Annotated in this window: 13 protein-coding genes; 10 read left to right on the top strand and 3 right to left on the bottom strand. The window is 59.0% G+C overall.

From position 1 onward, the window contains the following. Window positions 1-46 precede the first annotated feature (46 nt). The 7 genes from ACO079_RS07235 (at window position 47) to ACO079_RS07205 (ending at window position 8,510) form a co-directional block, all read left to right on the top strand. The gene (locus tag ACO079_RS07235) at window positions 47-1,939 is read left to right on the top strand and encodes a ribonucleoside-diphosphate reductase subunit alpha (protein WP_421792864.1); all 1,893 of its coding nucleotides are present in this window, start codon (window positions 47-49) and stop codon (window positions 1,937-1,939) included. A 205-nt stretch (window positions 1,940-2,144) separates the two neighbouring features. After that, the gene (locus ACO079_RS07230; RefSeq protein ID WP_421792863.1) at window positions 2,145-2,966 is read left to right on the top strand and encodes a lipid A-modifier LpxR family protein; all 822 of its coding nucleotides are present in this window, start codon (window positions 2,145-2,147) and stop codon (window positions 2,964-2,966) included. A 135-nt stretch (window positions 2,967-3,101) separates the two neighbouring features. Further along, window positions 3,102-4,139 carry a ribonucleotide-diphosphate reductase subunit beta gene (locus ACO079_RS07225; RefSeq protein ID WP_421792862.1) on the top strand — a complete coding sequence of 346 codons (1,038 nt, stop codon included), beginning with the start codon at window positions 3,102-3,104 and terminating at the stop codon, window positions 4,137-4,139. A gap of 44 nt (window positions 4,140-4,183) precedes the next feature. Further along, on the top strand, window positions 4,184-5,647 hold the full coding sequence (locus ACO079_RS07220; protein ID WP_421792861.1) for an AMP nucleosidase: 1,464 nt from the start codon (window positions 4,184-4,186) through the stop codon (window positions 5,645-5,647). Window positions 5,648-5,686: 39 nt separating this feature from the next. Then, complete coding sequence (locus ACO079_RS07215) at window positions 5,687-6,451, top strand: tyrosine-protein phosphatase (RefSeq protein ID WP_421792860.1); 765 nt, start codon at window positions 5,687-5,689, stop codon at window positions 6,449-6,451. Next, window positions 6,448-7,719: an anthranilate synthase component I family protein gene (locus ACO079_RS07210; RefSeq protein WP_421792859.1), complete on the top strand. Its 1,272-nt coding sequence runs from the start codon at window positions 6,448-6,450 to the stop codon at window positions 7,717-7,719. Before ACO079_RS07215 ends, ACO079_RS07210 begins: the two co-directional genes overlap by 4 nt. Next, window positions 7,716-8,510: an aminotransferase class IV gene (locus ACO079_RS07205; protein ID WP_421792858.1), complete on the top strand. Its 795-nt coding sequence runs from the start codon at window positions 7,716-7,718 to the stop codon at window positions 8,508-8,510. Before ACO079_RS07210 ends, ACO079_RS07205 begins: the two co-directional genes overlap by 4 nt. On the opposite strand, the gene ACO079_RS07200 is transcribed toward ACO079_RS07205, so the two are convergent. The 3 genes from ACO079_RS07200 to ACO079_RS07190 all read right to left on the bottom strand — a co-directional run bounded on the left by ACO079_RS07200 (window position 8,497) and on the right by ACO079_RS07190 (window position 10,113). Next, window positions 8,497-9,033, bottom strand: coding sequence for a TadE/TadG family type IV pilus assembly protein (locus ACO079_RS07200; protein WP_421792857.1), 537 nt, complete (start codon window positions 9,031-9,033; stop codon window positions 8,497-8,499). The two genes, ACO079_RS07205 and ACO079_RS07200, sit on opposite strands and share 14 nt — an antisense overlap. Further along, window positions 9,026-9,553: a TadE/TadG family type IV pilus assembly protein gene (locus tag ACO079_RS07195; protein ID WP_421792856.1), complete on the bottom strand. Its 528-nt coding sequence runs from the start codon at window positions 9,551-9,553 to the stop codon at window positions 9,026-9,028. The genes ACO079_RS07200 and ACO079_RS07195 overlap by 8 nt, the downstream gene beginning before the upstream one ends. A 77-nt stretch (window positions 9,554-9,630) precedes the next feature. After that, window positions 9,631-10,113: a pilus assembly protein N-terminal domain-containing protein gene (locus ACO079_RS07190; protein ID WP_421792855.1), complete on the bottom strand. Its 483-nt coding sequence runs from the start codon at window positions 10,111-10,113 to the stop codon at window positions 9,631-9,633. Between the two features lie 280 nt (window positions 10,114-10,393). On the opposite strand from ACO079_RS07190, the gene ACO079_RS07185 reads away from it, so the two are divergent. The 3 genes from ACO079_RS07185 (at window position 10,394) to cpaB (ending at window position 12,169) form a co-directional block, all read left to right on the top strand. Next, window positions 10,394-10,552, top strand: a complete 159-nt coding sequence (locus ACO079_RS07185; RefSeq protein ID WP_421792854.1) for a Flp family type IVb pilin — start codon at window positions 10,394-10,396, stop codon at window positions 10,550-10,552. Window positions 10,553-10,690: 138 nt separating this feature from the next. Further along, entirely contained in the window at window positions 10,691-11,194 is a 504-nt protein-coding gene (locus ACO079_RS07180) for an A24 family peptidase (protein ID WP_421792853.1), read from the top strand. Window positions 11,195-11,320: 126 nt separating this feature from the next. Beyond that, on the top strand, window positions 11,321-12,169 hold the full coding sequence (gene cpaB, locus ACO079_RS07175; RefSeq protein ID WP_421792852.1) for a Flp pilus assembly protein CpaB: 849 nt from the start codon (window positions 11,321-11,323) through the stop codon (window positions 12,167-12,169). The last annotated feature ends 8 nt before the right edge of the window (window positions 12,170-12,177 follow it).

Genomic DNA, 12,177 nt, shown 5'->3' with positions numbered 1-12,177 from the left:
CAACAGGATAGCTGCGCTCTGATGTCCTGGGGGAGACGAGTTAAAAATGACGCCTTATGACGCTGCCGCTTTGAGCAAAACAGAGACTGCCAGCCCGACGAAAGAGACTGTGCGTCCGGGCAAGCCGCGCGCGCCGAAACCAGACCTGAAACTGGTCAAATCCGTGGTGACGGATCCGTCGCGCGATGATCTGTTGACGGACTTTGGCAAGAAGACTTTGGTCGACCGGTATTTGCTACCGGGTGAGTCTTATCAGGACATGTTCGCGCGCGTTGCGAAGGCCTACGCCGATGACAGCGATCACGCCCAGCGCCTTTATGATTACATCTCGAATCTGTGGTTCATGCCGGCGACGCCTGTGCTCTCCAATGGGGGAGCAACGCGGGGCCTGCCCATTTCCTGTTTCCTGAATACGGTCGGCGATTCACTCAACGACATTGTCGGCACCTGGAATGAGAATGTCTGGCTGGCCTCGAATGGCGGCGGTATCGGCACCTATTGGGGTGAGGTCCGGTCCATTGGTGAAAAAATTGGCCAGAATGGTCAGACCTCAGGCATTATTCCCTTCATCCGGGTCATGGATTCGCTGACGCTGGCGATCTCTCAGGGGTCATTGCGGCGCGGGTCTGCGGCGGTCTATCTGGATGTCCATCATCCGGAGATCGAGGAGTTCCTTGAAATCCGCAAACCGTCCGGTGATTTCAACCGCAAGAGTTTGAACCTCCATCACGGCCTCAATGTCACCGATGCGTTCATGGAAGCGGTGAAGAATGATGACGAGTACGAGCTGAAGTCACCGCGGACCGGCGATGTTGTGCGCTCGGTATCGGCCCGCAAGATCTGGCAGAAAATTCTGGATCTGCGCCTGCAAACCGGTGAGCCCTACATCGTCTTCTCCGACACGGTGAACCGGGCCCTGCCTGCGCATCAGAAGAAACAAAACCTGAAGGTGCGCCAGTCAAATTTGTGCGCCGAGATCATGTTACCGACCGGTGTCGACAAGCATGGCCGCGAGCGCACAGCCGTGTGCTGTCTGTCTTCGCTGAATGCTGAAAAGTATCTGGAATGGAAGGATGATCCGCGCTTCATCGAGGATATTTTCCGTTTCCTCGATAATGTTCTGGATGACTTCATCGACCGCGCGCCCACGGAAATGGACCGGGCCACCTATTCGGCCATGCGGGAACGGTCGGTCGGTCTGGGGCTGATGGGCTTTCATTCCTTCCTGCAGAAAATGAATGCCCCGTTTGAATCTCCGATGGCCAAGTCCTGGAATCTGAAGATGTTCAAGCATATCCGTCAGGAAGCCGACAAAGCCTCGGTGAAGCTGGCGGAAGAACGCGGCGCCTGCCCGGATGCGGAAGAAGCCGGTGTGAAAGCCCGGTTCTCGCACAAGCTGGCCATCGCGCCGACGGCGTCGATTTCGATCATTTGCGGCGGAACATCAGCGGGTATCGAGCCGATCCCGGCCAATTTCTATGTCCACAAGACCTTGTCCGGTTCCTTCGCGGTGAAGAATCCGCAATTGAAGAAGGTTCTGGCGGAAAAAGGCCAGGACACAGACGATGTCTGGGCTTCCATTCTCGAGCATGAAGGCTCGGTCCAGCATCTCGATTGCCTGGATCAGAATGAGAAGGATCTGTTCAAGACCGCTTTTGAGCTGGATCAGCGTTGGGTCATTGAACATGCCGCCGACCGCACGCCCTATGTGTGCCAGTCGCAGTCCCTGAACATCTTCCTGCCAGGCGATGTCGATAAGTGGGATTTGCACATGCTGCACTGGACGGCCTGGGAGAAGGGCGTGAAATCGCTCTATTATTGCCGGTCGAAATCGGTTCAGCGGGCCTCTTATGCGGGTTCGGAAGACAAAACCGATGCCGAGAAGTCCATGGCGGCTGCCGCAAAAACCGATTACGAGGAGTGCCTGGCTTGCCAGTAGCGTTCAGGAATCGGAAAAATCGATTAGGGAAAGGGCGGCCATTGAGTCGCCCTTTTTGCTGCGCTGCAGCATGTGGGTTTCACACAACAGGGGCAGAAATTTGTTAACCCTGATGCGAAGGAATGCCCTCTTTCCGCCGTTTTTTAACTCGCGAATGACAGGCTCATGCTACGTTAATGAACGGACGCGCAGACTGGAGTGCATGATGAGTACGCGCTTGAAACAGGCAGGAGGGGTCGCATTGATGCTGGCCTTGCTCGCTGCGCCCTTGGCGGCACAGCAAGCTGACACGCCTGTGCGCTTCGATGTCGATCAGGTGATCCTGGCGCCTTTCATATCCGCGGAGAACAGCGAATCAACGCTGAGCTATGACCGGGATGCCTCGCTTGTGGCGTCCGGCGTTCTGGATCAGCGCGGCGATGACAACGCGTCTCTGTCGGCCTTCAGTTTTTCGTCCACCAGCATCAGCCAGCTGGACGAATATTCGCGCATTGAAGTGCGGGTCGCTGATCCGGGTGTTCTGACCCGCGCCAATCGCCTGTTTGACGAAAACTCGCGGATTGATTCGGCAATTGTGCGTCCGGGCATGGAGACCCGGTCCTCGGTTGCGGTGGATTATGTGACCCGGTTTGACGCGCCCGGTGGCGCTGACGGGCTGGATCTCTCGCTGGAACCGCGCGCGGGTCTCAGCTTTGGCCCGGAAGGGTCCGGGGCCGGGGCCGGTGCCGAAGTGCGCATTGGCCGCTATTTGCAAGCAGATGCCGAACGGCCGGCCTGGTATTTCTTTGCTGGCGCTGAACGCCGGGCGCTTTTGTATGATCCGGCGCAAGGCTGGAATATGCGCGGCGCCATGACGATGGAGCCCTACGCCGTCGTGGGCGATGCCCAGGCCGGTGTGGCCATGCGGCTGGGCGATAATGATTTGTCCTTTGCCTATGTCCGGCGCGAACGCAGCGCCCGTATCGGCATTGATGATTATGATGCGGCTGATGATTTCGCCGCGTTTTCTCTCAGCCGGCGCTGGTAGTTATCCACAAAAGCGCAGTTTCTTGTGAAGAGTGGGGACACAAGGTCTGGACCTTTAGTCCCGATTAACCCCAATATGTAGTTATTGCGGTTCGCCTTTGTTTGAGTCGCAAATGCTGATTTTCCGGGGTTGTCCATGTCCATAGATGTTTCCAAGCCAGGCCTGTTGACGCCGAGCCATTCCTACAAGCCCTTCCGCTATCCGTGGGCGTATGAATTCTGGAAAACCCAGCAACAGGTCCATTGGCTGCCGGAAGAGGTTCCGCTGGGCGAGGACTGCAAGGACTGGGCGACCAAGCTGACCGACAAGGAACGCAATCTGCTGACGCAGATTTTCCGCTTCTTCACCCAGTCAGATGTCGAGGTCGGTGCGAATTACATGGAAAACTACATGCCGCTCTTCAAACCAGTTGAAGTGCGCATGATGCTGGCGTCCTTCTCCAATATGGAAACGGTTCACATCGCAGCCTATGCGCTGCTCCTGGAAACCATCGGCATGCCGGATTCAGAATTTTCGGCCTTCATGGAATACCAGGAGATGGCGGCCAAACACGACTTCCTCGGCCAGTTCGGCGTTGAGTCGGAGGAGGACATCCTTACCTCCATGGCCGTGTTTGGCGGCTTCACCGAAGGCCTGCAGCTGTTTGCGTCCTTTGCGATGCTGATGAACTTCCCGCGTTTCAACAAGATGAAGGGGATGGGCCAGATCGTTTCCTGGTCGGTGCGCGATGAATCGCTGCACTGCGAAGGCATGATGAAAATGTTCCACACCTTTGCCGAAGAAACCGGCGCGCTGACCCAGCAGGTGAAGGATAAAATCACGGAGTGCTGTGAGACCACGGTGAAGCTGGAAGACAAGTTCATTGAACTGGCCTTCGAGGCCGGTGAGGTGGAAGGCATGACGCCGGACGATATCAAGCGCTATATCCGCTATATCGCTGACTGGCGTCTAAGACAGTTAAAGTTGGAGCCGATCTATGGCGTCGACAAACACCCGCTGCCCTGGCTAACGGAAATCCTCAACGGGGTGGAACATGCCAATTTCTTCGAGGCGCGCGCGACGGAATATTCCAAAGGCGCGACCAAGGGCGAATGGCATGGCGATGAAGGTGTCTGGTCCAACTTCGACAAGTGGCAAACGCAAAAATCGGCGAATGGACTTCCGGCGGAGTAGGCAAACGTCTTGCCCATCGGCACCATTTCCGGCATTAGCTGGCCATGAAAACCTTTGATATTGCCAAAACACCGGAGGAGGCCGCCCAGCGGCTAGCCGACCTCCATCAAACCTCAGTCGACAATCTTCGCAATGCTTTGCGGGCCTATCTGGATGACGGGATTTCGCCAGACCCGAAAGCGCGCGCGGCAGGTGCCTTTTCCTATCCGGAATTGCGGGTGCGCTATGAGCCGGAAGGCTCGCCGCCGCCGGTCAGCCGGGCCTTCGGCAAGTTTTCCGAACCTGGCCTCTACACCCAGTCGATCACCCAACCCGAATTGTTTAAGGGTTACCTGATTGAGCAATTAGGCCTATTGCAGGCCGATTACGACATCACCATTGAAACCGGGCTCTCAGAAACCGAGATCGCGTTTTCCACTGTGCTGGACGGGGCCGATGATCTGGATCTGGATGCGGCCTCGGTCGCCGATCTGGTGCGGAATTTCCCTTATGCGGATCTGGCCAATATTGATGATGCGCTGCCCAATGGCGAACGCAGCCCGGAACCGGGCGCGCCGCGGCCGCTGACCCTGTTTGATGCGCCGCGCGTGGATTATTCGCTGCAGCGGCTAAAGCATTATACCGGCAGTCCGCATGAGGATTTCCAGCAATTTATCCTGTTCACCAATTATCATCGCTATGTGGATGCCTTCGTGGCCTGGGCGATCGGCCAGCTGAAGGAAGACAATGAGTATGGGAGCTTTTCGGCGGCGGGTTTTGTCGAGGTCGATGCCTCGACGCCCAATGCCCGCGCAGCCGTAGAAGCCGCGCCTTGGCGGCGCTTTCAAATGCCGGCCTATCACCTGAAAGCGCCGGGCGGGCGGGGGATTACGCTGGTCAATATCGGCGTTGGCCCGTCGAATGCGAAAACCATTACCGATCATCTGGCGGTCTTGCGCCCGCAATGCTGGTTGATGATCGGTCACTGCGGGGGTCTGCGCCATTCCCAGCGTCTGGGCGATTATGTTCTGGCGCACGCTTACTTACGCTATGACCGCGTGCTGGATCGCGATTTGCCGCTGGAAATTCCGGTGCCGGCCATCGCCGAGATTCAGATCGCCCTCGCCGATGCGGTCCGTGAAGTGACGGGGGATCGCGGAGAAGACCTGAAACGCCGTTTGCGTACAGGAACCGTTGCCACCTATGCCGACCGGAATTGGGAGCTGCGCTATCACGCCGAAGCGCGGCGCATCAACCAGTCGCGGGCCATCGCTGTGGATATGGAATCGGCCACCATTGCGGCCAATGGATTTCGACTTCGGGTGCCGTATGGAACGCTGCTCTGCGTCTCCGACAAGCCGCTGCATGGCGAGTTGAAACTGCCCGGAGCGGCCAATCTCTTCTATCAGCGCTCGGTGTCCGAACACCTGATGGCGGGTATCGAGACGGTGGAGATCTTGCGCCGTGATGATGCGGAAGCCTTGCATTCCCGCAAGCTGCGCAGTTTTGACGAGCCGCCCTTCAGGTAAGGCTTGCCCTTTTTGCCCCTCTCCGCTAGCAGGACGCGCATGAGCCGGGTTCTGGAATTCGAGGGCATTCGCAACTTTCGCCATTTTGGCGAATATGCCGCCTGTGATGGCGCAAAAGTGCGGGCCAATCTCTTCCGCTCCGGACATTTTCATAATGCGACCGAGGCCGATAAGTCCCGGCTGGCGGATCTGAATATTTCGGTTGTGGCGGATTTGCGCCGTCCGCGTGAGCGCGAGAACGAACCCTCCAGCTGGGGCGAGGGGTTGCGCATCCTTCAATCGGATGTCGCTGGCCATGCCGAACCTCCGCACCTGCAGTTCTTGCGCGAGGGCGATCTCAGTCGGGAAGGCGTCACCGGTTTCATGCGGTCGGCCTATCAAAGGCTGCCCAATGAAAAGGGCAATCAGGAAGTTTTTGCAGCCGGATTGCGCGAACTCGCCACACACGGCGCGGATGAAGGTTTCGTTGTGCATTGCGCCGCCGGAAAGGACCGCACCGGTATTTTCTGTGCGCTGGCCTTATCGCTCGCAGATGTCGGCAAGGACGACATCTATGATGATTATCTGATGACGAATACGGCGGTCGATTACGACACGCTGATCCCGGTCGTGCAAAAGCGCCTGAAGGATATGTTTGGCCGGGACGTCAAGGAAGACGTGATGAAGGTCTTTCTGGGCGTGGATGAGGAATTTCTGGATGTCGCGTTCCAGGAAATCGGCTCGGCAGAGCGCTATGCCCGGGACGTGCTGGGTCTGAGCGATGATGAAATCGCTGCCGTCCGCACCAATCTGATCGCCGGGTGAGCGCGCTGATCACCGAAACCCTTGACTGGATAGAGCCCGAGCGCGCCTTTGCGCCTTACCGGATTCAGCCCGGTGCGGTCTTGCTGCATGGCGGGGCATCCTCGCTGTCCCGGCTATATGCGCTGCCAATCGATGAACTGGTCTACGGGGCCGGGGATGATCTGCCCGCTTTTCTGGCGCGTTGCCGGGCCGCGCTGGCGGAAGGTTATCAACTCGCCGGTCTTTTTACCTATGAATTTGGATCGGCTCTGGAATCGCGGATTTGCGGGCCCCGACGCGGCACGCCCTTGATTGAGCTGGGCGTTTATCCCGCTTGGGCCGTGTTTGACCCTATCAAACAGCAATTGGACGTGACCGGCAGCCAGGAGGGCATCGAGCGGCTGAAAACCGGGCTCCATATTGGCAATCCGCCGGCCAAGCCGGCGTGCGGTTCGGTGTCTCCGCGTTGGACGCGGGAAGAATATGTTGAGGCGTGCACCCGGCTGACCGACCACATTCGCGCGGGAGACATCTATCAAGCCAATCTCAGCCAGGCCTTCCGGGGACGGCTGGACGGCGATCCCTGGTCGGTGTTTCTGCGCCTGATCCGGCAAAGCGATGCGCCGCATGCGGCCTGGTTCCGGTTCCGCGACTTTCACATTGACATCACCAACTCCCCGGAGCGGTTCTTGCGGCTGGAGCATGGCCTGGCCGAAAGCCGTCCGATCAAGGGCACGCGCCCGCGCCGGGCGGATGCTCTGGAAGATGCCGCAGAGGCTGAAGCGCTGTCAGGCAGCGTGAAGGACCGGGCAGAGAATTTGATGATTGTCGATCTTGTCCGGCATGACCTGTCGCGCGTCTGCAAGCCCGGCAGTGTCAAAGTTCCGCGCCTGAATGAAGTGCAGAGTTATGCCAATGTGCATCATCTGGTGTCGGCGGTTACAGGCGAGCTGAAAGACGGCATGGATGCGCTGGACCTCATTTGCGCGGCCTTTCCGCCCGGTTCCATCACAGGAGCGCCGAAGATCCGCGCCATGGAGCTGATCGCGGAGGCCGAGCAGGAAGACCGCCGCGCCTATTGTGGGGCGCTGGGCTGGATCGGGGAGGGCGGTCAGGCCATGGATCTGAATGTGATGATCCGCACGCTTTCCCTCTCCCGGACGGATACGGACTGGCTGGTGACGGCACGCTCGGGCGGGGCGATCACGATCGAGTCCGAACCGGAAGCCGAATACGAAGAAACCCTGCACAAGTTGAGCGCGCTGAAAGCAGCGCTGTCGGGTCCATGACGGTGTTAACGCTGGATCAGGGCCGGTACCGGCCGTTTCGTGCGGGCGATCTGGATCCAATGGACCGGGGCCTGCTCTTGGGCGATGGCGTCTTTGAAACCTTCCGCATTGCTGAGGGCGAGATTGCTTGGATCAAGGCGCATTCCGAGCGGCTGGCGGCGGCTTGTGCAGCTTTTGATCTGCCGGACCCGGACTGGACCGCTATATCCGACGCCGTGTCCCGACATGACGGACCGGGCCGGGTGACGGTCTTGCGCGGGCCAGGGCCGCGCGGACTTGGCGTGATTGCCGACCCTGAACCGGTCACGCTGCTTCATCTTTCCCTGGCCTCACCGCCGCCGCATCAGATTTCTTTGCAGGTCTCGCAACTTCGCCGCCTGCCGGGCAGTCTCACCGCGCGGCATAAAACGCTGAGCTATGCCGAAAACACCGCTGCACGGCGGGAGGCGGTTGCTGCGGGCGCGGATATGGCGCTCTTATTAACCGTGGACGGGCATGTGTCCGGCGCTGATTGCGCGAATGTGTTCTGGATTGCCGATGGGCGGATTTACACGCCTTCCATGGCGTGTGCGATCCGGCCGGGGGTGATGCGCGAACGGGTAATGGCCGCGGCGGCAGAGTTGGGTCTGCCGGTTTCAGAGGGCAGTTATCAGCTCAGCGATCTGCAGGCGGCCGGCCACGTCTTCCTGACCAATAGCGTGATGGGTGTGGTGCCGGCCTATCTGCCAGAGCACGGCCTGATGCCGCGATCGCCAATGCTCGAGGCGCTACGTTCCGCTATTCGCGGCTGACGATCAGGGACTGCCGCGGGCGCAGGAAGAATTCTTCGGTGATGTCGAAATTACCGGTGATTTCCTCGAACGGTGCCTCATAGGCATAGGCCACCTCCACCCAGATAACCGACCGGCCAGGCGAGAGAATGCCGCCGGGAAGGGCCGGCTCGGATCCTTCTGCGCGCGCGGTCATGCCGCGGGCATCGCTCCAGTCGACTTCGACCTCGCCGGTTAGCGACATGGAGACGCTGGTAATGCGGACGGAAAACTCCTCGGCATCAAATGGCTGGATGATGGCAGATCCCGCATTCAGGATGTCGGTCATTTCATCGTCCGTGATGACATCATCCTGCGCGACCAGATCCGCCAAGGCGCTGGCGGCATTGGTGACCTTCCGGTCGACGGAGAGAGCGAGCGAGATTTCCATCATGCCGAGATATAAAAGCACCATGACCGGCGCGATCAGCGCGAACTCGACCGCCGAAACACCGTCTTCCTCGCGCCGCAGGCGGCGGGTGAGATGTCCCAGCGCTCTAATCATCGAAGGGCTCGTTGCGGAACACCGTTGCGGACATGATCAGGCGTTGATTTTTCGGCAGGTTCGACACCGCGCCGAACATGTTCGGCAGGATCAGCGGATAGGCGTAATAGACGCGAACCAGCACAATGTCGCCCGCATCACCGGGGTCAAACCCCATATTACCGCCATTGAGCGAGCCGTCTTCGGCAATCGGCGGGGTCGGGTTGATGTTGTCGAAGTCTTCAAAGACCGCGACTTCAAACACCATGCTGTCGCAATCGGCGATCACGTCGATCCGGGTGCAGACCTCATCACGGAAGGTGGCGGCATCACCGCCTCCACCCTGCAGCTGGCCGGTCCGGATCAGACGGGCACTTTCCAGCACAGCGTTTTCAATCACGGTTTCCGCGAAAAACACCGCGGCGACCTCGATCAGCGCCATCAGGAAAAAGAAAAACGGACCGGCGATCAACGCGAATTCGACGGCGGTCGCGCCGTCGCTATTCTTGCGGAAAGATCGGAAAAAGCCAGTTTTGCGCATGTTTCACCCGAAGTTCTCCCACGCGTATACGCGCGCGCGGTTTAAAACCGGGTGAAAATCTGTGGTTAATGGGAGGCTTATTCGCCACCTTCCAGATTGCGGGCATCCTGGGAGGCTTCGGAAATGGCGGCGGCCTCTCCTGCAATCCCGATCCGCGTGGATTGCTGACCGGTCAGCGCATCAAACGTATCCGGATCATCGCCGACCGACGGGCTGGGGCCACAATCGGGTGTGCAGGTCATGGTCGTGCGCGCGGTTCCGCGGTGCATCACCAGCTGGCCTTGCGTCGAGGGGCCGACCACAAAGTCTTCCGCATAGATGACGCGGCCTGCGCGATCGAGCGCGATGATATTTGTCCGGCCAAACAGCCGGCCGGTGACAATCAGGGTGCGGCGGTCATGGATGACGGCATCAGCAATCGCCGGATTTCCGACAATTACGGTGTAGGCCGAGGCGGGCAAACGCACGACATCCGCATGTTCGACTTCCAGCATCTGGTCGGCCGCAGCCATGGCAGGCCCGGTGGTTATCAGGAGAAGGGCGGTCAGGGCGCTACGCATGGGCGGCTCCGGAGACGTTATATATAGAGAGGCCATTGGAGCGCAGGCGCGTGAAGACTTTCTAAACAGAGATGGTAGAGGATCATATTCAAGTTACACTTTAAATATTCACCCGCTGTTAACTATAGATCGCACTGATTTTTATTCATACATAATTAAGCATGAGTATTCACCAGTTTGAAAGCCTTCCGTGGTTTTATGCTGACACACGACAAGAGAGGTCGGGACAACATAGCCTCCTTGAAGTGGATGTGTGGCTAGCAAACACGGGAGTAGACCCATGCAATTTGTAAATCGTTTCTTCAAAGACGAATCTGGCGCAACGGCTATCGAATATGGCCTGATCGCTGCTCTGATCGCCGTTGTCATCATCGGCGCTGTGACCGCTCTGGGTACCGGCGTTCGTGACAACATGCAGACGGTTGCCGACGCTATCTAATAGCGCGACACGTTTGCAAACGACATCAGGGGCTGCCCGAAAGGGCGGCCCCTTTTGCTTTTGGCGAGATGTATTTTGCGCCAACCGAAAATTAAGCCTGTTTGGCTAGACACATAAAAAAGCAAATGGAGCCGGACGGTGGCGGGTCAGTTTCTTCTTTTGGTCTTTGTGTTCTTTATGGTCCTGGCGGCTGCCAAGGACGCGATGAGTTTTACCATCCCGAACTGGCTGGTCGGCGCCATGGCGCTGACCTTTCCGCTGGCCGCGGGCCTTCTCGGCCTCGGCTGGATGGAATTTGGCATTCATGTCGGGGTGGGTGTTGTTGCGCTGCTGATCGGGATGGCCTTGTTCGCACCGGGTTGGATCGGGGGCGGGGATGCCAAGCTCATCGCCGCGGCGGCGCTCTGGTTCGGTTTTCCGGATGCGCTGATCTTCCTGGCCAAATCAGCCCTCATGGGCGGCGTGCTGGCGGTCGCGCTGATCATGTTGCGCCGCGCGGCGCCGGCCACCGGCCTGCCGCAACGCTGGCTGACGGGAACGCTGCTGGCAGAGGGCGCGCCAGCCCCTTATGGGATTGCATTGGCCGCAGGCGCGATGTGGACGCTGCCATCTTCACAACTCTTCGCGCTGGCGAGCCTTTGATAAGATTGCGCAAAAAGCGGCGTGTGAAGAAATCTTCCCAATAGGTTGCAATCACATTTGTATCTTAACGCCCCTTTTGGAATTTAGGGGTCAGATGGGCGCCTAACCTTGAGGGGATTCGCGTCCATGAATGCTGCCCGGATCATAGTTTTGATGGCTGCGCTGCTCGCTGCGGCGGCGGCGGCGTTCTTCGTCTACCGCTCCTCGTCCAGCACGCCAGCGCCGGTTGAGCCGCAAATAGTTGAAGCTGTGACGGTTGATGTTCTCGCCGCGCGCCGCGACCTCGCCGTGGGCTCGCGCGTCGCCGCCAGCGACCTCTATTGGCAGGCCTGGCCGGAAGATGCAGTGAGCCCCTCGCAGATTTTGCGCAGCCGTTCGCCGGAAGCTGCCGAAGAATATGCAGGCGCTGTCGTGCGCAATGAAATCGGTGAAGGAGAGCCCATCCTGCCGCGCTTTCTGTTACAGGCAGGCGAAGCAGGCTTCATGTCGGCTGTGCTCACACCGGGCATGCGCGCCCATGCAGTTCCCATCTCGGCGGAAACAGGCGCGGGCGGATTTATCCTTCCGGGTGACCGGGTGGATGTGATTGTCGCCTATGAAGCTGAATCCGAAGGCAATTCGCGCCGCCGTTTCAGCGTTGCCGAGACGGTCGTTGAAAATGTGCGCGTGCTCGCCATCGATCAGGTGTTTGGTGGTGAAGACGAGCAGGAAAGCGTCGTCGTCGGCGATACCGCGACACTGGAAGTGACGCCGGAACAGGCGACTGCGCTCGCTCTGGCGGCCCAGATGGGCGAGATTTTTCTGACATTGCGCAGCCTTTCGGATGCCGAAGGTGGCCCGCGCCTTGTTTCCACCCGTACCGATCCGCGGCCCGAGCCCGCCTTGCCGGAATTGCCCGAAAGTTTCGGCAATGAGGAAGGCCAGGTCGTGGTCTACCGCTACGGCCAGGCACGTGTCGTGCCGGTAGACAATTAGGAGGCCGC

Source organism: Hyphobacterium sp., assembly GCF_965228115.1.
Classification (GTDB): Bacteria; Pseudomonadota; Alphaproteobacteria; order Caulobacterales; family Maricaulaceae; genus Hyphobacterium.
Note: the sequence above shows the minus strand (reverse complement) of the source record. Positions and strands in the feature narration are given on the sequence as shown.

Bases quoted from the DNA above. Each gene is read 5' to 3' on its own strand.
- ACO079_RS07235 (WP_421792864.1), top strand. From the start codon at position 47: ATGACGCCTTATGACGCTGCCGCTTTGAGCAAAACAGAGACTGCCAGC.
- ACO079_RS07230 (WP_421792863.1), top strand. From the start codon at position 2,145: ATGAGTACGCGCTTGAAACAGGCAGGAGGGGTCGCATTGATGCTGGCC.
- ACO079_RS07225 (WP_421792862.1), top strand. From the start codon at position 3,102: ATGTCCATAGATGTTTCCAAGCCAGGCCTGTTGACGCCGAGCCATTCC.
- ACO079_RS07220 (WP_421792861.1), top strand. From the start codon at position 4,184: ATGAAAACCTTTGATATTGCCAAAACACCGGAGGAGGCCGCCCAGCGG.
- ACO079_RS07215 (WP_421792860.1), top strand. From the start codon at position 5,687: ATGAGCCGGGTTCTGGAATTCGAGGGCATTCGCAACTTTCGCCATTTT.
- ACO079_RS07205 (WP_421792858.1), top strand. From the start codon at position 7,716: ATGACGGTGTTAACGCTGGATCAGGGCCGGTACCGGCCGTTTCGTGCG.
- ACO079_RS07200 (WP_421792857.1), bottom strand. From the start codon at position 9,033: ATGATTAGAGCGCTGGGACATCTCACCCGCCGCCTGCGGCGCGAGGAA.
- ACO079_RS07195 (WP_421792856.1), bottom strand. From the start codon at position 9,553: ATGCGCAAAACTGGCTTTTTCCGATCTTTCCGCAAGAATAGCGACGGC.
- ACO079_RS07190 (WP_421792855.1), bottom strand. From the start codon at position 10,113: ATGCGTAGCGCCCTGACCGCCCTTCTCCTGATAACCACCGGGCCTGCC.
- ACO079_RS07185 (WP_421792854.1), top strand. From the start codon at position 10,394: ATGCAATTTGTAAATCGTTTCTTCAAAGACGAATCTGGCGCAACGGCT.
- cpaB (WP_421792852.1), top strand. From the start codon at position 11,321: ATGAATGCTGCCCGGATCATAGTTTTGATGGCTGCGCTGCTCGCTGCG.